The 20010-nt window shown below is 33.1% G+C and carries 16 protein-coding genes; 6 read left to right on the top strand and 10 right to left on the bottom strand.

Translation table 11 applies throughout. The features are described 5' to 3' along the window. Positions 1-76: 76 nt before the first annotated feature. The 7 genes from ACIQVU_RS08115 to ACIQVU_RS08085 all read right to left on the bottom strand — a co-directional run bounded on the left by ACIQVU_RS08115 (position 77) and on the right by ACIQVU_RS08085 (position 10892). Positions 77-211 carry a hypothetical protein gene (locus tag ACIQVU_RS08115; RefSeq protein WP_402894829.1) on the bottom strand — a complete coding sequence of 45 codons (135 nt, stop codon included), beginning with the start codon at positions 209-211 and terminating at the stop codon, positions 77-79. Continuing rightward, complete coding sequence (locus tag ACIQVU_RS08110; RefSeq protein WP_402894827.1) at positions 211-684, bottom strand: hypothetical protein; 474 nt, start codon at positions 682-684, stop codon at positions 211-213. Before ACIQVU_RS08110 ends, ACIQVU_RS08115 begins: the two co-directional genes overlap by 1 nt. A 111-nt stretch (positions 685-795) precedes the next feature. Continuing rightward, positions 796-1014: a hypothetical protein gene (locus tag ACIQVU_RS08105; RefSeq protein WP_402894824.1), complete on the bottom strand. Its 219-nt coding sequence runs from the start codon at positions 1012-1014 to the stop codon at positions 796-798. A 516-nt stretch (positions 1015-1530) separates the two neighbouring features. Beyond that, positions 1531-3276: an ATP-dependent nuclease gene (locus tag ACIQVU_RS08100; protein WP_402894822.1), complete on the bottom strand. Its 1746-nt coding sequence runs from the start codon at positions 3274-3276 to the stop codon at positions 1531-1533. A 111-nt stretch (positions 3277-3387) separates the two neighbouring features. Further along, complete coding sequence (locus ACIQVU_RS08095) at positions 3388-6084, bottom strand: DEAD/DEAH box helicase family protein (RefSeq protein WP_402894820.1); 2697 nt, start codon at positions 6082-6084, stop codon at positions 3388-3390. Beyond that, on the bottom strand, positions 6077-8005 hold the full coding sequence (locus tag ACIQVU_RS08090; RefSeq protein WP_402894817.1) for a site-specific DNA-methyltransferase: 1929 nt from the start codon (positions 8003-8005) through the stop codon (positions 6077-6079). The genes ACIQVU_RS08095 and ACIQVU_RS08090 overlap by 8 nt, the downstream gene beginning before the upstream one ends. 19 nt (positions 8006-8024) lie before the next feature. Beyond that, positions 8025-10892 carry an SNF2-related protein gene (locus tag ACIQVU_RS08085; protein ID WP_402894814.1) on the bottom strand — a complete coding sequence of 956 codons (2868 nt, stop codon included), beginning with the start codon at positions 10890-10892 and terminating at the stop codon, positions 8025-8027. A 592-nt stretch (positions 10893-11484) separates the two neighbouring features. On the opposite strand from ACIQVU_RS08085, the gene ACIQVU_RS08080 reads away from it, so the two are divergent. The 4 genes from ACIQVU_RS08080 to ACIQVU_RS08065 all read left to right on the top strand — a co-directional run bounded on the left by ACIQVU_RS08080 (position 11485) and on the right by ACIQVU_RS08065 (position 14387). Then, a complete protein-coding gene (locus ACIQVU_RS08080; RefSeq protein ID WP_402894811.1) occupies positions 11485-12327 on the top strand; it encodes a rolling circle replication-associated protein in 843 nt (280 codons plus the stop codon). Further along, entirely contained in the window at positions 12314-12967 is a 654-nt protein-coding gene (locus ACIQVU_RS08075) for a hypothetical protein (protein ID WP_402894808.1), read from the top strand. The genes ACIQVU_RS08080 and ACIQVU_RS08075 overlap by 14 nt, the downstream gene beginning before the upstream one ends. A 206-nt stretch (positions 12968-13173) precedes the next feature. Next, positions 13174-13356, top strand: coding sequence for a helix-turn-helix domain-containing protein (locus tag ACIQVU_RS08070; RefSeq protein WP_402894805.1), 183 nt, complete (start codon positions 13174-13176; stop codon positions 13354-13356). A 440-nt stretch (positions 13357-13796) separates the two neighbouring features. Further along, positions 13797-14387 (top strand): hypothetical protein, encoded by a 591-nt coding sequence (locus ACIQVU_RS08065; RefSeq protein WP_402894802.1) that lies wholly within the window; start codon positions 13797-13799, stop codon positions 14385-14387. A gap of 70 nt (positions 14388-14457) precedes the next feature. On the opposite strand, the gene ACIQVU_RS08060 is transcribed toward ACIQVU_RS08065, so the two are convergent. Beyond that, positions 14458-14706, bottom strand: a complete 249-nt coding sequence (locus ACIQVU_RS08060; protein WP_402894799.1) for a helix-turn-helix domain-containing protein — start codon at positions 14704-14706, stop codon at positions 14458-14460. Positions 14707-14831: 125 nt separating this feature from the next. Between ACIQVU_RS08060 and ACIQVU_RS08055 the strand changes: the two genes are divergently transcribed. Both ACIQVU_RS08055 and ACIQVU_RS08050 read left to right on the top strand, forming a co-directional pair. Further along, the gene (locus tag ACIQVU_RS08055; RefSeq protein WP_402894796.1) at positions 14832-15278 is read left to right on the top strand and encodes a helix-turn-helix domain-containing protein; all 447 of its coding nucleotides are present in this window, start codon (positions 14832-14834) and stop codon (positions 15276-15278) included. Between the two features lie 53 nt (positions 15279-15331). After that, entirely contained in the window at positions 15332-16492 is a 1161-nt protein-coding gene (locus tag ACIQVU_RS08050; protein ID WP_402894793.1) for a site-specific integrase, read from the top strand. Positions 16493-16536: 44 nt separating this feature from the next. Here ACIQVU_RS08050 and ACIQVU_RS08045 read toward each other — a convergent pair whose 3' ends face one another. Together ACIQVU_RS08045 and ACIQVU_RS08040 are read right to left on the bottom strand one after the other, a co-directional pair. Then, on the bottom strand, positions 16537-18042 hold the full coding sequence (locus ACIQVU_RS08045; protein WP_402894791.1) for a PIN-like domain-containing protein: 1506 nt from the start codon (positions 18040-18042) through the stop codon (positions 16537-16539). Positions 18043-18147: 105 nt separating this feature from the next. Continuing rightward, positions 18148-19986 (bottom strand): recombinase family protein, encoded by a 1839-nt coding sequence (locus tag ACIQVU_RS08040; protein ID WP_402894788.1) that lies wholly within the window; start codon positions 19984-19986, stop codon positions 18148-18150. Between the last annotated feature and the right edge of the window lie 24 nt (positions 19987-20010).

The following is a 20010-nucleotide window of genomic DNA, read 5'->3' as shown; positions in this document are numbered from 1 at the left end:
ACTACTACCTCTGCTTAAGTGTCTTCGTTTTTCTTCATAAAAGGAACGAAAAGAAAACAGAAAATTCAGTTAAAATTTATGCGACGCTAGTGATACCTATTACTTTTGCTAAAGATATTTTTTTCGATAATAAGACACTTACTACAATTATTACAAAGATATTTTTCAAATACGGCTTTGCTTCTTTTTTCAGCTTTTCTTTTAAGTTCATTATAAATACCTTCTTATCACTGGCTCTATAATTTCCTTAAAAAAATCTTCTTTTTCTTTGCCTATAATAAGTCCATTTGAACGTATATTGTACTGTTGTTGTCCAAAATATATAATAGTTTCTTTAATATCAATAGAATTTTTATCGAGTGCCCAAGAAAGTAATTTTTTCAATTCTTCAAAGTATACTTTATTTTCTCTAATTTTCCATAAAAGACGGTTTACATCATCGATTATTTCTTCATCCGTATTATCCGTAAAAGAAATCACTTGTACTAAACCATTTTTAACAAGAGATTCTTTAATAATTTCAATCATTATTTCTGAATTAATGATGACCTGTTTAAAACCATTGTGCTTTTTTTCTATTATTAAATCCTTGTATTTTTTTTCATCTGGATTATATAAATCCATTGAAACCTCTAGCGTAGAATCCTCATTATACTTACGAAAAATTTTAGCGTATTCACTCAACTACTTTCCTCCTCTCACGATATTTGTTCACTAACTACATATTCTATCATATCACTTAAAACCCTTTTAAATAAAAAACAAGAACACTTATTCCTTTTCTATATTATCTATTCACTCCAACGACTTCTTCAGCTCATCCAAATCAATCTTCATCAATTTTTTTATATGCTCATCTGAAATAAGTGTAAGGTCATATGCTTTCATTTCTAAGAGCAGCGTGTATGCCACACCATGAAAATGCGTAGGTCGCCACTGCAACATATCAGGATATTTTTCTTTTACAACAGCTTCAGCTAATTTGATAACTCGATCATATTCTTCTTGTTCCATAAGTTTACCTCCTACGAATCATGAAATGGTCTTTACAATAAAAACAAAGATAACCTGAACGGGAATTTTCTTACACATACTATCTTTGTTATAACATATCCAATTTACTATATTAAGGTCCATTTTTAATTGTCCCTATTTTGTCGCAAAATTTGTCCCAATAATTAAGTAAAGCTCATTCTTACAGGTGAAATGATTTATTGTCTCAATTTTGTCCCAAGTTTTGCGCCTATTCCTACCTAAAGCTCGCTATTATAGGATTTCTAATACATTTAATGTCCCAAGTTTTGTCCCCAATTCAAAGCAAACCCTTATTTTAAAGGACTTTTTAAATTTGCATTGTCCCCAAATTTGTCCCAATTAAGATTGTACTGTATATCTTGTCCCCGAACCTTTTTCGATTGCAGATTAAACTCATTATGCATCTTCACCAATAGTTCCCTAGCTTGCTCCACACTTCTTTGCATAACAGTAGCAGCTACAGTTTTGTCAACTTCTTAATGACAATGAAGGGGGTCATTTTAATTGATCTAACTCTAAAAATTCAAGCAAATGTGGTGTGAACAGTCCTTTATCATCAAAATCATCCTTATTAACCTCATTCCAAATGCCAATACTATTCTTATCATTACTTGTGTAACCAATTACAGCCTCTAATTTAGGCATATTAAAATGAATCTTATTTTTCCCACCAGCAGCCTGAATTAAATTATAGTTATTAGTAATCATAGATCTTTTAGTCTTAAGGTCGTATGGCTTACCTGTTGTTAAACTGTTTATTGTAATTAGCTCCAGTTCTTCTTTATAAAAGATACTTTCTTGAAGTTCCTTGACACTCGAAAAATTGATTTTTTCTAATAACCCCTCTGGCAAATCAAAATCATTTATCAAGAAATAATCAACCCCTAAATGCTTACACAGCTCTGCTAAAATTATCGCTGTTGCTTTACCATGATGTGGTATGATAGCGATGTTTTTATAATTCAAATATGTTTCGGCATATTTTTCATCACCAGTTAGATTAAAGACTCTTTTTTTAATCAGTTGCCTATATACCATCAAATCATTCGGCCCTTCAACTAAAAGTACCTTTTTACTGAAAATTATCTTATTTAAATTTGGTTCGATACTTTTTATGTAATTGTTATAATCGGCAATTTCCTCTAATGTAAAAACTTCTTTAATATCTTCATCAAAATCACCGTTATAATCATTAAAAGCTACCACTGATTGTTTTAAATCCTCATCAAACTCTAAACGTACCAAACCTCTTGTATCAAAAATATCAATCATTTTATGGGAATGAGTAGTGTAAATAACTTGATGTCCTTTTTCTGTTAGTTCACATAAAACTTTTTTATAAAAATATTCTTGATGGTTTTCGTGTAAAAAGCTCTCTGGTTCTTCAAATATAAATACACATCTATCATCGGTATTTGTTTCGGCAATTGTTTGAATGATAGACATAACAAACATTGAGATATAACCGTCCCCAAAATGTTCTATCGGAATTAAATTTTCTCTATCCCCATTAATTCCTACTTTAAATATCATTTCTAGGAAAAGGTCATCGTACTCTGGTAATCCGAATTCTATTAAACATGAATTATCCCTTAAATTCTTTTCATAATTCGTCTTTATATTATCTATGAAATCGTATAAAAATGATTCACTAATCATTTCATCAGATAAGGATCTCATTTTTCCGTTAAATAATGTTCTTTTATTTATAATGTCTGGATCGGAAGTTATTGAACTTTTAATAAATTTCGCTAAAAAAGACGTTAAATTTCCCCAGCTACTTTTCTTTATAGAAAGTTCCTTTTTTATTTCATGAAAATTAACATAAAATATTTTATAATATTTTGCTGCACCCGATATTTTTTTATTATCACTATTCATTTTTGCGTTTAATATTTCCGTTTCGTCAACTTCTAATTCTAAAAATAATTCCCCATCCAATTTAACTTCATTGCCGCTTGAAGTTTTTTCAGCACTACCCTCAAGCGTCGAATTTATAGAAATTTTTTTCAACAAGTCACGGTTATGAAAATCATCAACACAAAATGTTTCTTTTCCAACATATTTAGCAGTTAGGCCAATTAAAATGGCATTTAATAAATTTGTTTTACCTGCATTATTATAACCAACTATTGCAACAGGTCTTTTGTAGTTCTCATTCGGAAAAGTAATTGTTTGTGCTTTGTTTCCAAAAGATCGATAATTTGCTATATAAATCTCATTAATTCTAATTTTACTCATGCAAGCCACTTCCTCTTCGTGAATTACACACATAATTAATACACAAAAGCACCTCAGTATAATCTTATTAAGTATGTTTAAAAGATCACTAAGGTGCTATAGTTTGTTAAATCACTTGTACTGACGGTAATATTTATTCTTCAACCCATCAACCGTCATATTTTCATTCAAGTTCGTATGAGGAATAAGCAAGTATACCCACTCTTTTCCGTCATGCTCTAATTCATGCTTAGATGCGTGTTCACACCATGCTGTAACAGCTTTTGCCTTCTCTAGAACAATTTCGTCCTGCATATCCGATTCAGCTTTAATTTCACAAATAAATTTCAATTCATCTGTTTCTACTACGAAGTCTGGGTGATACGTTTCACCACGGCCGTAGTAAATTTTCAATTGCCCTGACATTGGTTTAAACCATTTCAGCACCTTAGGATCATTTTCACAGATTACAGCAAATTTACGTTCACTATCTGAGTCGAATTTTTGAACTCGGTACAGGCTCTTTGAAAAGCCGCTGAATACCATACTTCTAATTTTACTTTTATCTTCAACAGGGTTTCTGAAGTTACGTTCACCATCTTTAACAACCATTGTGTAATGCACATTACCTAGTTGTTCATATCCCTTACTAATCTTCACATCGTACTCGTTTTCTGAAGTTTGATAGTAATATTCCTGCATTTGTTCGTGAATATGGCTTGCTAATTGTTTTGAATTATAAGCAAGAACGTTTTCAACAGCCTCATCATCTGCCAAATACGATTGGAGATGTTTGATTAATTGACCAACTAAGTTGTAAAGTAATTCTGCATGATCATCGTATGAGATGTCCGAATAATTCATTAGTTGCTCAATAATATAGTCTGCTAAGTTCTCTTGTTTATAAATCATTCCACTTGTATTTAAAGTTGAACGTTCACTCGTTCTTAAGTTTTGAATGACTATTTTACCTTCAGTAGACTGAAGATGTATATTTTTTACGTCTAACTGAAACTCTTTATATCCCCATGTCACATCACCTACTGGTTGAATAATAACTCTTGGGATGTCAATACTATGCTGAACATGGTTATTAACAGAGGTTGCAACTACGTGTGCTACAAATTTTTCTGTTTCTTCTGGGAATAAATCTAATTCTTGTGTATTGAGATCTTCCTTCACTTCTTTTACAATTGCTGCCTGTACTTCAGGCTTTTGAAGGTCTTTAGAACTCGGCAGGTATTCAAATTTTTTCATTGCCTTCTGAGTCGCTTGAACGATGTCGTTAACGCGATTAGTCGTGAACGTTTCTTTCGCTTCAGGTTTATTCTCGATTATTTTATCAACTTCAGCTTGTACTTCCTGTTGAATCGTTTCTTCTATTTTTGTCGTAATTGTAACCGCTTCTTTTTTCTCTACGGCAACATCTTTACCAATAATAACACCTTTTCGAATAACAGAATTCGGATTGTTTGCCTCATCAATTATATCTTGGAAGCGGTCATGCGCTACAATCGTCAATCTATCTACCGCTTCATTCTCCGTTCTCCTTCCATAAGGTAAACGTAATCCACGTCCAATTGATTGTTCTACAAGCGTCTTTGAGTTAGCTGCACGTAATGGAATAATTGTATATAAATTTGTTACATCCCAGCCCTCTTTTAGCATATTTACATGAATAACAATTTCAGTTGTAGAGTTTGGATCTTCAAGTGCCATTAATTCTGCAATTGTTTCATCCTTTTCTTCACCACGCTGATTAGAGTGTACTGTTATAACCTTTCCTTTATATTGACCAGCGTAAAATTCATCTGATTCAATATATTTTAGTAGTTCTTCTGCATGGTCTGTGTCTTGAGCAACTACAAGGACGAAAGGTTTTACTAATGGCTGCCCCGTTTGACGACTGTATAAATCAAGTTCAGTTTTTGTTTCCTCATGAATACGAACACCATCTGCTAACTTAAGTTGCTCTAATTGTTCCTGTGTATAATCAGAGGCATTAAAGTTTTCTCTTGTAGCAACTGTTGGCTCTTTTACATAACCATCTTCCATCGCTTTATGTAATGGATAGCTATAAATTACATTTTCAAAAGGAATTGACCTTGTGCTTGATTCTACTTGTGGTGTAGCGGTTAACTCCAATCCAATTACTGGCTTTAATTCATTTAACACATTTACACCAGCCGTCGCTCTATAACGATGAGATTCATCCATTAAAAGAACTAAATCGGGTAGTGAAGATAAATATTCAAAATAACTTTCGCCAATATATTCACTTAATCGTTTAATACGAGGAGCTTTCCCACCACGCACTTCTGCATTTATTTTAGAAATATTGAAAATATTTATGTGAATCTCATCTTCTTTAAATAAGCTGTTTTTCACATACATTTTCCCTGAATCATAGTTGTCCCCTGTAATAATACGTGGCTCATTCGCTGCGATTTCTGCAATACCTTTAAATACATACTTAGGTGTACCAGGTGTAAAGTCTTGGATCAACTTGTTGTAAATCGTTAAGTTCGGCGCAAGTACAAAGAAGTTCTTCATGCCTTTTTGTATGTATAAGTACGAAATAAACGCACCCATTAAGCGAGTTTTCCCCACCCCTGTTGCTAATGCGAAGCACAGGGACGGGAAGTCACGCTCAAAATCTGAAACGGATGGGTAGCTTGCTTGAACTTTTTCAAGTTCAAGCTTTAATGATGCTTCCTCATGCTTTTTTAATTCAAGCATATCGATAATATCCGCTAATATTTCTAATGAATCTTTCTGCGGTGTTCTTAAACTCAGTCGTGCAGAAATATTTTTCACATGTTTATTCATTGGACTCCTCCTCAACAAAGAACGACAATTGCTCTTTATTTTCATTTTCCATAAAACTATCTACATTTAAGCTATAGTCATCTCTGCCATACTCACAGTTTTTTAGAATCGTTGTCGGAATTTTAACAAACGTTATGTTTGGATAATTATCAGGATTCGCAGTAAAAGCCTTACAGCAAATTAATAACGTTTCTTCTTCCTTCATTTGCTCTTGAATATTATCTGCTACATCAGGCGTGATAAATTGCGTCGTTGTGTAAATATAATCATTTTCAGTTGAATAGCCTTGTTTCCAATAAACTTGTTCATCAGGTGCATACGTGAAACCTTTATGCTTACACATCGCCTCTGCTAACATTGCTGGATTATAATTTTTACTAATAATCCAATTACCAAACTTATCTTTTTCTAAAAGGCTCGGCGCTAAACGATAATATTTAAAGCCGCCACCACCTTTCCAATTGACTGACTTACTAATGCCAGCTTGATCTGTTCCATTAATAACTTTCTTCAATCGAGGAATAATATGCGTATGACAATGTTCTCCTAACTCTACCATTACCCATTTACGCCCTATTTTATGGGCAACTGCCGCAGTCGTACCTGATCCTCCAAAAGAATCTAATACCCAATTCTCACTGTCAGTAGCACTTGTAGCTAATTCTATACATCTCTGAATTAGTTTCTCTGGTTTCTTACCTTTTTTAAACTTTACATCGCCTTCTTTTGCGATACCTTCCCAAGATATATCTGACCAAATGTTAGTTAGCAACTTCGTTGGAGTTAATTTACCTTCAATACTCTCAACATTTTTATTATAGAAAATAATTTGCTTACCATTTCTTATTACCTGAGTATCATAACCCTCTCTTTCTAAAGTGAAAAATTTCCCTATCTCATTTAATGATTCATTCTTTAAGTCTACAGTTTGCTTACCTGCGCCATCATCATCGATTTCGGCCTCTCTACAAACAAACTCCGCATTTAATAACACGAAATTTTTATAATCATTCTCTTTGTATGGAGCACTCACTCTCTCTAATAGATACAGATATGCCCATTGAGAAAATTCTTCTAAATTAAATTGTTTAGCTTTCTTTGAGAACTGACTTTTTACATTGCTTAGTTTTAGCATTTGAGCATAGGTAAACTGTTCTTCAAATAACAATTGAATTTCTTTATTAGATTTCTCTTTAAAAAACTCGTAATTATCATTAACGAACTCCTTTATATGCTTTATTCTATCTTCATTCCATGATTCTAAAAAAGCTTGGTTAAGACTAATTAACTTCCATTCATCACGGCTTTTTTCTTTATTAAGTAAGAATTTATTATATGCTTTATCAATATTTTCTTTTTCAATTCGCATGGTCTTAGATTGAAATTCCGACTTATCTTTGCAATACCACAGTATATATTCACTAGCTTTAAAAACACCTGGATTTACGGTACTAAAAGCAGATGGAGATCTAGCCTCAATAGTTATTCTATTAACGAAATTAGCTCTTCCGAATATTTCATCTAGTATAACTTTACAATAATCTACTTCCGAATCATCAAGATGGATAAATAAGCTACCTTCTTCATGAAGAAGACTGTAAAAAAGTTCAATTCTTTGACGCATTAAAGATAACCATATACTATGCTCTAACCCATCATCATAATGCTCAAATGCATTTCCTGTATTATAAGGAGGATCAATATAAATACATTTAATCTTCCCAGTAAATTCATCTTCTAACGCTCTTAGTGCCAATAAATTATCACCAAAAATTAAACGATTATCAAAAATATCATTATCTGTTACTTTTGCTTCAGCACGATAAGATAGTTCAGGGTCTTCAATTAAAATACGTGGTTCTAGCTTCGGTGGGTTATCTTTCCCAATCCACGTTAGCTCCAGCTTCGTTTTATTACTCATTCCGTTCACCTCTTAGTCTTTAGATAACACTCCATTTTATTATAAACAAATTCTGCTCGCTAATCTTCTGCTCTAGTCGACTTTCCATGTCAATAAATAGTCGTTGTTTTTGTCGATCAATTTCATCTTGTTCATCATAAAGATTTCTACGCATTTCGTTTCGTTTACGCTCTTTTTCTTGAACAAGCTTATTCATCTCAAGCTTTTCACGAACCATTCTTGTTAGTCGAGCTTCTTTTTGCAGCTGTGCTATTTCAATGTCGATTTCCTTTAAATCGATTTCAAGCTTACCTTTTAAATCTTTTGACCACTTATCGAGTTTTTCAAGTTCACGGTCTAAATAAATAGTTGCTTTTTCTTGTATCTCATTTAAAATAGCTTCCTTTTGATGCTTATAAATCAACTGTAATGTATTTTGCATTGGTGTAGAAATAGTTGTCACTTCATGCTCATCAGCAGGTAATTCAAACAACTTTTCGCAGCTTTCTTGATCTATTTGATTACCGTCTTCATCAACCGCTGAAAATACTAGATGCTCCTCTAATTCTGAAGACTGCACCTTTAACACATCCAATGATAACCAACCTGTTTGCCCTACTAATGGTGAAAGAATGCTCACCTTTCCTTCATACGCTGAATAGTTAAAGGTAATTTCTTTAATAGGTAGCTCTCTATTCTTTGCTTGAGTAAGCCATTTTTCAGCAATCGGATGTCCTAATCTATAATAATGAACAGATTTTTTTTCATTATCTAGCTTTTTCGCTTGTGAAATGAGCTGGTATTTTTCCTTTGTCTCATTCATTTCAAAACTCAATGAAGGCTGATCAAACTTAGCAACATTTCTTCCTTCGTATAAAGACATTCCCCAAAGATAGCGCTCCATTTTACTCATTTGAATGGATGTCTGCTCATATTGGTTGCGCAGTTTATCACGTACTTCATCATCAAAGTTTTCTAAAAGGCTTTTTCTTGTCTCCATCATCTTTTCTTGAATTTGTCCATCAAGCTCTTGCTGTAATTCATTAAATGCTTGCTGGATTTCTTCTGATGTACGGCATGTTTGATAAATTTGCTGTATGCGTTTTTCAAAATCTACACCTGATTCTAAGGAACCTAACACTTCATCTGATGAACCGAACACACCGTTAAATAAACTAAATTTATCTGAAAGGAGCTCATATACTCGTTTATCAGCTGCATTTTTGCCGTTTAAAAAATTAATAACAACTACATCGTGCTTTTGTCCATAACGATGACAGCGCCCGATACGTTGTTCAATTCGCTGCGGATTCCATGGCAAATCATAATTGACGACTAAGCTACAAAACTGAAGGTTAATTCCTTCAGCTGCGGATTCTGTTGCAATCATAATAGAGCCTTCTTCTTTAAAATACTCTACGATGGCTGCTCTCGTATCCACTTGCCTAGAGCCTGTAATTTGATCATCATGCTGATGTTTCTCTAACCATTTAGCATAAATTTCTTTTATGTCATCGCTATTATTCGTGCCATTGAATATAACAACTTTTCCTTCATATCCATTCTGCTCAAGCATTTCCTTCAAATATTTTTGTGTTCTTCTTGATTCAGTAAAGATAACAGCCTTTTCATTAGCTCCTAAATCATTTAACGTACTAAAACCTGTAGATAAAGCTGTTAATAATGCTTGCCCTTTTGCATTTTCCGTAATAGATTGTGCAAGCTCATAATATGAAACTAATCTTTCTCGTTCCTTTTTAGCTCTTGTCGCAAGATTTGAATCTACTATTTCATCTTCCGTTGCTTCTTCATCTTCCCATTCCTCGACTGTATCTTCAATTTCATCAATGTCATCGACGAAATCATGAGTAACTTGCAAATTTTCGCCTTCAATTATGCTATCTAATCGCTTAATTAATGATTGCAATGTATCTGAAATTGCAAAAGATGAAGATGCTAGAATTTTTCTGACAACTAATGTCATTAAGCTGCGTTGACTTCTCGGTAACGCAACAATGTCATCTTCTTGTAAGTAATCAGATACCTTCTCATATAATTCCCACTCTTTTTCGCTCGACTCAAACTCTTGTAATAATGGGATTCGTTTTGTATAAGGTACATATTCCACTACTTGTCGTCGAAGTGTTCTGTGACAAACAGGAGCGATCCGTTCTTTTAAATCTTCTAAGTTCGATATTGAAATCTCTCTTGAACCGCTTCCGAATTGTTTTCTAAAAGTTGTTTCATCCCCAAACAAATACGGGTCTATAAAGCTCATTAAACCATATAGCTCCATCAATGAATTTTGAAGCGGTGTAGCAGTTAATAAGAGCTTCGGAAAGCCAGACGTTGCTTCTCGTATAACACGACCTACTTTGTTTGATTTTTTATATACATTTCGTAGGCGATGCGCCTCGTCAATGACGATTAAATCCCAAGGAATACGTTGAATATCCTGCGCCTTATTTCGAGCATATGTATGCGATACAATTACTACTTGATCTTTTTGAGAAAAAGGATTTACCATTCCTTCTTTAACAAGTTGATTATAATTTTTGCTTTCTAATATAATCGATGGGATATAAAACTTTTCAATTAGTTCCCTGTTCCATTGCTTCCTTAGTGGTGGCGGCACAATAATGAGAATTTGTCTTTTACGCTCCGCCCATAGCTGACTTAAAACTAACCCTGCTTCAATTGTTTTTCCTAAGCCTACTTCGTCTGCTAATAGGGCGCCTCTTTCTAAAGGTGCTCTAAATGCAAATAAAGCTGCCTCCACTTGGTGTGGATTTAGGTCAACCGTTGCACTAATTAAAGATTGACTCAAACGCCCTACTGAATCGGATGCATTTTGTTTCGTTAACTCATAGGCATAATATTGGCTTTGATATGCTGTAGTAATTGTCAATTGTAATCCCTCCGCACTAGCTTATATATCTAGTTTAAAGGACTTAGACATAAATAGGAATATATTAACTTATTTATTGTAAAAAAAGGTCATAACACATTATATTTATCTACTTCTATGAGTTCTATGAGGAAAATAATTGACTTCAAAATAAAAGACCGCATACCTAAGTGACATTTAATAAAAATAGAAAGCATCTTGTAACAATTGTTCATGAATATGATTTATACGATTGCCTTGAAGCAATTGAAACACAGATTACACTCAATCTTGAGTTAACTGAAGGAAATTCGAGTTATATTAAGGATTTAGTATGCCCCCCTACGACCTATCTTCTCACATTACTTTTTATAGCCTCTCACACCTCATTAAGCGATGTGCAAAATCTCCTGCAATTATTTAGAATTATAGGTAATCGTACGATATTATTTAACCTTAATTTTAACGAGTACAGGCCTTACTCCACCTTATGATCGTAATTTTTAATAGTAATTGTTTGTGGACATTTTTCTTTTATGAAATCTGTCATAAACCCTTATATAGCAAGGGTTTAATACACTTTTACTTTCATTCATTTTGGAGGAGAAATCATATGTTAAGAGATTTACAAATAACGATTACACATACACCTGCTATAACAACAACTGTTGAACGTTATGTTTCACCTATGCCTTATGCTAAAAAAGGTGGGCGTAAAAAGAAGGAACACGCTACTATAAATACAACTCCATCAGAAGATGTAAAACGCTGTTCAATCGCCAATAGTAAACGTACGTTTCAAGGTATCGTTCATGCAAACTTTCATCATGGCTTCTGTATGCTTACATTAGCATTTAGTAGCAAATGCAACTTCAATACAAAAGACTATGCAACATGCCGTGATAAGTTTTATTCGTTTTGGAAAAGTCTAAAACGCTGTAAAGAACTTGCTCATGTTGACTTACGATATGTAGGTGCAATTGAATTTCAACGTAATGGTAATGTACATTTTCATATACTTTGCCGTATACCAAAAGAATTTCGAGAGCTGCTCAAGTCTAAATGGAAGCATGGTAATCTCCATTACGAGCAATCATATGGATCAGCATTAGATGCTCCTAAAATTGCATCTTACTTAACAAAAGGCATTCATGATGATCGGCTACCTGCTGGAAAGAAACGCTTTTTAGGTGGTCGTTATTTAGAGCGACCTACTGTTTTGACATTTAAAAGCCGTAAAATACTCGACTTCCTTTTACAGCGAAATGGCAAAATCTTATCGGAGTATAAAAGTTCCTACGGCTTCACTTTCACTGCTCTTTTAACAGATGCAACAATTGATGAATTAGAAAGCTTTGCTGAATCGGAAAATGAAGATTTGGAACTTGCTTTACTAGAGAAATTTGAAAGCATTCAATATGTAAATGAAGGAGGACATGATTATGTCTACGCATAAAACAAAATTAGTACACTGCAATACCATTACTTATGTATACGATTATGTCAGCTCAAGCAACATTTCAAACTTTACATTCGAAGATGAAAGTTTGCAGCTACAACGTCTCATTTTAACGAACTTTGTTAAAGAATACCTTGTTGATAAGCTTGTACTAAATGTGGACAAACAGAAATTATCAACTTTAAAACCTAAATTGCTACGTTTTTTATCTGCTATCGAATCATCTGCTTCATCACATCAATTAGAATACTTATCATCCTTTGGGATAAAAATTCGTCCTAAATATTTAGCAATACTACAAAATGATGATGAACGATCATGCTTGCATGTGCTAACAAATACAAGAGCACATTTTACAGATCAACGTCTAACAGAACTTTGGGGAGATTCGGTACAATTAGACGTTCTTCCTTACACCTATATTTTAAATGAGTTCGCTACACTCATAAGCAATAATAACAATAAAGCTTTTAAATCTAATAATCTTGAAAAACCTCTTATTCTTCATAATGAGATGGCAGATGATTTTATAGAGAAACACAATCTCTTAGAATCAGATGAATATCATACGTATGAAATTAAAGATAGCAAGCGTAGAACTACTGTTACTGTTAATGAATATAGAAATATACCTTAAAATTTTGCGCATTCTTGCGGTATATTAAGCAAATTCCATTGATACTACACCTGCTATCACATTATTAATTACAACCCTTTTTATTCAGATATTATTGCTGCTCCTGCCCGCTGATTGAATTCGTGTTTTAATTACTATACTTTTATAATTAAAGCATAGCATTAATCGTAAAGCCGAAGGAATCAAGCTGTTTGGAGGTGATATGTATGAAATTACAAAACTATTCGGATGTCCTCACAGTGAAAGACATACAAGAAATTTTAAGCATTAGCAAAATAAAAGCATACGAACTAGCCAAATCAGGTGCCTTCCACACCGTTCGTGTTGGCCCACTCATTAAAATTCCAAAGCAATCATTTTTACAATGGTTAAACGGTCCAAATAACTAGCTGATGCTCTCGCAGCTAAACAAATCTTTCACATTAAAATCTTTGCATAATTACAACAAAGAAACACGTATACAAGCCCATTAAATCGGCGTATACGTGTTTTCTTTTATATTATTTTCACTCAACTGTAGAACGTATATTTTACCCTGGGGGCAACTAACGTCAAAGTAGCATTACTTCGAAAGGTAGGTACCCCCTCTCGCAATTTTTTATAATTTTTTCACCTATATAGGATTATAATTTCTATCATACAACTGTTTTCAGAATAAATAATCTCTTGAAATGCATTACATACATTATATGGCATATATTGCATGTATATTCAAATCTATATCTTCTAAAACAAATAATACAGTATAAAAATACAAAACTAAAAATATAAAATCATATCTTGCTGAAAGACAGGGCCATCTGTCATCATATTAACTGGAGGTGTCATTATGACCACATTTATTAACCCTTTAAAGCATGGGCTCTTTATCTATGACAATGTACAAAATATTTTTAAACAACGGTACTTCTCATCCACAACACTAAGCATACCTACAAAAGAACTGTTCGGACGCTCGGCTGCACAAATCCATGCTAAAAATGATATTCAAGAACATTGGCGATTAAGTGCATTAAGTTCAGCAGAATTTGTAAAAACTATCGATGAACGCTATAATCCTTATTTGCTTAACATCGCATCCGATCGAGAGATGCTTTTATATCGAAAGAATTTGTTGAACGAAATTAATGGTCTTGCTTCACAACAAGCCGATTGCTTAACAAAGGATTCAATTAACATTCGTTTTGATGGCGAAATTGATGACAAAACAGGATTATTTCTTATCGAGATACCTGCTATATTGATTGAAAAATTTATTGACTCCATTAAAGCTGATAAATATTCTTCCGCCTCTCCATATGTTGATTTAACAGATTTAATTGCGTTCTATAATAATCCAAATACTTCACCATTTACGAATTTTAACTTGAATAATTACCGTTATATTTATATTCCTTATAATGATTTGATTATGCATTAATGTAAGGGCTAAATTAAGTTAGCTCCTGATTTCACAATTTTATATTTAACAGGCACTTCATACTAGCGCTTTAAAAACTATTTTCATTCATAAAGCGATCCATCTCACTTTTTGACACACGTTTAACACCTTCTATCTCACATACTTTTAATCCCTTTTCTCGGAATTTCGCTAAAGTGTTAATAGACACACCTAAATATTTTGCTGCCTCCTTTAACGAATACCATTCTTTGTGAGATAGTTGGTTTTCCTTTAACACTTCAGATAACATCATTTCCACAATCTCTTTTAAGTTAATATTCTCATTAACGAATTCCATATTATCACCTCCGTTTCTACAATATTCGAATAAAATTTAACACAAATCATTTCAGTTAGCAATATATATATAGAATAATTGCAAACGGTTATATTTTGTGTTATTTATTATTTGAGGTGATTAATTTGAACAAACGTGATTTGGGCATTTCTTTGAAGCAGTTGCGTAAAAGCAAAGGTCTTACTATTCAAGAACTTGCTACAAAAATTGGGATTTCTCAACCGTATTTATCGCAAATAGAAGCTGGTTCAAGGAGCGCTTCCAAAGAGCTATTAGGAAAAATAGCGGAAGCAGTGGACGTATCTTATTTCGATTTATTAAAAATCGCAGGCCACAATGACCTAATTGAACTTTATCTTGCACACCAAACGGATGCAGAAAGACAATCGTCTACTGAGCTGTTAAAAGCGGCAACAGATTTAAAGGTTCTTTTAGAGCAGACCAATATTTCGCTAAAAGCTGAAAATATCAAACCAGTATTTAATGGATATGAACTAACAGCTGATGAAGCTGCACGTGCATTAGCTATGTTATATATATTGTTTCCTCATTATAAAGAACCAAAAAGCTGATTTGCCTTTAACTTCTCAAACGATTGTCTTCAGTACGATGGAGGTATGAGAATATGGCAAAAAAGAAAGCGGGAACAATTGAAAGCTACACATTAAAAAGCGGTACAAAACGTTATCGCTTTCAAATTTACATTGGAAAAGATCCGCTAACAGGCAAGGAAATGCGGACAACACGTAGTAATTTTAAAACGAAAAAGGAAGCCGAGCTAGCATTAGCGCGCTTGAAACTAGAAATTGCAAATGGACAATATAAAAAAATCCAAGCTGAAACGTATCGTGAAGTATACGATTTATGGATCAAACGTTACGAGAAAACTGTTGAGGAAAGTACATTTGTAAAAACACGTAATATTTTTAAAAATCACATCCTACCTGCAATGGCTGACTACAAAATCGATAAAATTAATATCGATATTTGCCAACGTCATGTAGATGAATGGATGGATAAGCTTGTGAATGGGGATAAAGTGAAAAGTTATGCTTCGTTGGTGATGCGCTTTGCAATGCAGCGTGGCTATATCGATAAAAATCCATTTGATTTAGTCGACCTTCCACATAAAAGTAAAAAGCGTACATCTACACATGATAAAAATCTTTTCTATACAAAAGAACAGTTACAAGAGTTTTTAACTTATGCTGAGAGACATCCTAATTATAAAGTATATGCATTTTTCCGTTTACTCTCTTATTCAGGAATGCGTAAAGGTGAAGCATTGGCATTAACATGGGAAGATATTGATTTTGATAACCTTGAAATAGATATTAATAAAGCGATTTCTCAAGGTGTATCACAAAAGCTTTATGTTAAATCAACAAAAACAGGTGTAAGCCGCAAAATTAAAATGGATGAGGCCACAATGGTAATTCTAAAAGAATGGAGAAAAAAGCAGAAGCAAGCTTTTTTAATGCTCGGATATAATACATTAGCAAAAGACCAGCTTGTGTTTAGCAACACGCAAAATAGTTTCATTCAGCCAACTAAAACAAATGACTGGGTCAAATCCGTTTTGCGTAATACAGACCTGCCTTACATCTCTACACACAAATTTAGACATACGCACTGTTCGTTATTATTTGAAGCAGGTGCGACAATTAAATCTGTACAAGATCGTTTAGGTCATTCGGATATAAAAACGACGATGGATGTGTATGCGCATGTCACTGCAAATGCGAAAGAGGATGCTATACAGAAGTTTGAATCTTATATGCTTTAATAACAATAGTGAGAGGTATATTACACCTCTCACTATTTTCATATTTAATGTTGGCATCTACCACAATATTGTCCATCTCCATCATAATCTTCATGCCTATAAAAAGTCCCACAATTTGTACATAACATATAGTTACTATTTTGAGAACAACTATTGCAAATTCTTTCATCAGGGTGCAATTCATGTTCCCCCGAATTTTTCAAACAAACCGAACAGTATTCCCACGGCTGTAAATCAGAATAATCTTCCTCATAATGAATTTTGGAGCTTGAGATAATTAAATCACTTATTTCCCAATCATCAATAGTATAGTCTTGATTTTCTATATCTAACTCGATTTCTACCGAATAATTTCCTTTTAAATTCATAGTTATCTGTGTAGATTCAGAATAATCCCTGTTAATGTATTCAATAAAATAACCCGATGCTTCAATCTGAAATTGTGTGGTAAGATTTACTTTTTCATCATCAAACTCAACATCAGTATCTTCTATTTTCACACTTACTATTTCAAAATCTTCTACATCTTCTATATTTCCAAGATGAGCATGATAGGCATTATCGATTAAAATATCTTTTATTTCTTCACCAGATTCCCATAATCTTTCCTGTAAGATTTCATTCGCGCTAAGTTCAACATTAGAATATAGTGATGAAATGTTACTAATCAATGAAAACTTATTTATAAATTCTTTCATTGGGAGCATTAAAAATTCAACTTCACCTTCAGTTTCTTCAATAAACTCAGCTATTAATTCTTCTCTTGGTGACAATATATTTTTATTACTGTCTAGTTCCCACCAATCAGGTTTACTATCCGAAGTTGTAAATATTACATTAACTTTATCTACTTTTGCCTTGGCAATAAGCGCTTTCCATACTATTAAATCTCCAAACGGAGCTAGAGGATCCACTACTTTTAAATCCTCTTTTACTATTTCACTTTTATTTATATCTTTATAGCCAGGTGGGATATTTAAGTCAAAGCGCTTTCGACCTTCATCAACTATTGATAAAATTCGTGTAGGTGAAAATGGAATCCCTACCTGACCTTGATTCTTTAAGTTTTCTACATACTCTAATATTTTATTGGTCCTTAATAACTCACTCATCAATTCCATTTCAGTTTTTATTTCTTCTTTATATTGATTTGCTTCGTTCTCAATACTAATCAAATGCTGTTTTATTTTTTCCCCGAGCTCATTAACCTTAGGAAAATTATATTTATCGTAAGCTTTAATCAATCTATTAAGCTTATTTTCAAAATCCTTTACATTAGAGGCGATACTCTTTGGGATATTTTTATATTTATTATGATTAGGGCCCAAAATGCTAGCAAAATTCCGTTTAAATTCAATATACACTTGATGAGGAATCCAAACTTTATCGCCTAAATACTCTAAATTATTCAAAATCTCTTGAGCTGTTTTTGAGTTGTATCTATAAAAATCTAGCAATATACAACTATCTACAACCACTATGTATTTCCCCTTATCAATAAATTCTTTTAAATCTTCTAAAACTATAATCCCGTCTTTAATAACTGTCATTTAACATACTTCCTCTCGATATTTAGAAATAAATTAACTACGTTTTTAACTACGTCTGAATGCTATTAGATGAAATTCAATGATAAAAGAAAAAGGCCAAAACCCTTATATATCAAGTGTTTTGACCTTCATTGATTTCCTATGAAATCGTATGTATGGAGACGGCACTCTGTTAGCAATACCCAAATACAAATCAGATATAAACCCGATAATTTTACTTGTAACCGCCTCTTTTTCCTCTTTTGTTCTTGTCTTCGTTATGAGTTTCTTCTTATTTAATGCTGCTCTAAAATCTACCAACTGATGAACTGAAGGATGATTAAATTTAAAGTATATATCAATTTGTGTTTCTTTGTCATTTATTTTCGTTGCCTTAATATGGTCTATTAATTGCTCAAAAATTGAAACCATAACCTCGAATTTTAAGTGGTTGTAATAAATCTCTTCAAATAGCCATTCGCCTTTAATTTGCTTAATATTTCTAGGAAACTTCATGTCTTCTTGCAACGGTTCTCCATAATCTTCAATCAAATACTCAAGTTCTTTTCTTGCTTTTCTGTTTTTAGATAGTTTTTCATTATACTCTTCAAAAAGTTCTTCATCTTCGTCTGGATCTAATTTACCTATCCATTTAAAAATATTATCGTGTTCTTTTTTTAATGCTTTTATTTCTTTTTGGTATCCATAAAGTTTTTGATTTAAGACACGGTTTTCCTCATTTTTTGTTGCCAGATACTTGTCAATTTCGTCAATCAATGAATCTGTTGATAGATATTTACATAATTCTTGCCATACCATGAAGTCCAGTTTTGCCATATTTAGGTTGTTTGAACACTTACTTCCGCGTGGAAGGCTGTTGTTTGAAGGACAAGTGAAATAGTAATTAACAGTTCCGCTACGCTTGCTTGTTGTTCTATTCGCTGTATAAGTCTTCCCACAATTTCCACACTTGATAAAGCCCGTTAAAAGGTATTTACCCTTTCCACGGTAGTCTCTATCTTCGTTTAGGTTATTTCCTCTATTTGTGTTCTTTGTTTTTGACTTTATTATTTCTTGAACTCTAATAAAATCTTCTTCCGAAATTATAGTTTCATGCTCGCCCTCTTTAGCGAAAATCCATTCCTCTTTCGGCTTAACTGTTCCTGCTTTTTGGAATGATTGAGACTTATTCCATACTCGCGTGTAGTAGTTTTCGTTTTTCAAAATCGTCATGATATTCGCATGTTTCCAAAATGCAATGCCCGGTGCTTTAATTTCGTTTAGGTGATTCGCTATCGCTGTATAACCATAACCGTCTAAATACATCTTGAAAATAAGCCTAATTGTAGGTGCTGTTTCTTCGTCAACTATATAATATTTTTCAGATTTCTTTTCTGTTATTTTTACTTCTTTAAGTTTATAACCAATAGGAACTTTACCGCCAGTATATAGGCCTTTTCGTGCTAAATCTTCGTGTATCTTCCTTACTTCCATACTTAAATTCATGCTATAAAACTGGTCCAACGCTTGGAATATAGCGTCTATCAGTTGCTCCATTGGGTCGTCAGATGCCCCACGGAAACCGGGTTGATCTATATAAATTATTTCTACATTATACTTTACACATAACCTTTTTAGGAAGGCTCTTTCGTTTGAATCACGCCCTAAACGGTCAGATTTTGTAACTAAAATATAATCAATTTTTAGGTGTTTTATAGCATGTAAAAGTTGTATCATGCCTTTTCTTTTTAAATTTATTCTTGTGTTTCCTTGTTCGTATTCTATTAGTTTATTGTCGGAATACCCACTTATTCCAGCGTCTTCATAAACATCTTCAAGTTCAAACTCATAATCGTTTGCATACTGTATAATTTTCTGATGCTGATGATTGAGACTATGTCCTTCCTCTGCCTGTCTGCTACTGCTTACACGTACATATCCTACCGCGCGTTTACATTTATTCACAGGAAATAACCTCCATTTATAATA

The organism is Lysinibacillus sp. NPDC098008, from assembly GCF_044760715.1.
Taxonomy (GTDB): Bacteria; Bacillota; Bacilli; order Bacillales_A; family Planococcaceae; genus Lysinibacillus.
Note: the sequence above shows the minus strand (reverse complement) of the source record. Positions and strands in the feature narration are given on the sequence as shown.

Coding starts and splice junctions, on each gene's coding strand:
- ACIQVU_RS08115 (WP_402894829.1), bottom strand. CDS start 211: ATGAACTTAAAAGAAAAGCTGAAAAAAGAAGCAAAGCCGTATTTGAAA.
- ACIQVU_RS08105 (WP_402894824.1), bottom strand. CDS start 1,014: ATGGAACAAGAAGAATATGATCGAGTTATCAAATTAGCTGAAGCTGTT.
- ACIQVU_RS08100 (WP_402894822.1), bottom strand. CDS start 3,276: ATGAGTAAAATTAGAATTAATGAGATTTATATAGCAAATTATCGATCT.
- ACIQVU_RS08095 (WP_402894820.1), bottom strand. CDS start 6,084: ATGAATAAACATGTGAAAAATATTTCTGCACGACTGAGTTTAAGAACA.
- ACIQVU_RS08090 (WP_402894817.1), bottom strand. CDS start 8,005: ATGAGTAATAAAACGAAGCTGGAGCTAACGTGGATTGGGAAAGATAAC.
- ACIQVU_RS08080 (WP_402894811.1), top strand. CDS start 11,485: ATGTTAAGAGATTTACAAATAACGATTACACATACACCTGCTATAACA.
- ACIQVU_RS08075 (WP_402894808.1), top strand. CDS start 12,314: ATGTCTACGCATAAAACAAAATTAGTACACTGCAATACCATTACTTAT.
- ACIQVU_RS08070 (WP_402894805.1), top strand. CDS start 13,174: ATGAAATTACAAAACTATTCGGATGTCCTCACAGTGAAAGACATACAA.
- ACIQVU_RS08065 (WP_402894802.1), top strand. CDS start 13,797: ATGACCACATTTATTAACCCTTTAAAGCATGGGCTCTTTATCTATGAC.
- ACIQVU_RS08060 (WP_402894799.1), bottom strand. CDS start 14,706: ATGGAATTCGTTAATGAGAATATTAACTTAAAAGAGATTGTGGAAATG.
- ACIQVU_RS08050 (WP_402894793.1), top strand. CDS start 15,332: ATGGCAAAAAAGAAAGCGGGAACAATTGAAAGCTACACATTAAAAAGC.
- ACIQVU_RS08045 (WP_402894791.1), bottom strand. CDS start 18,042: ATGACAGTTATTAAAGACGGGATTATAGTTTTAGAAGATTTAAAAGAA.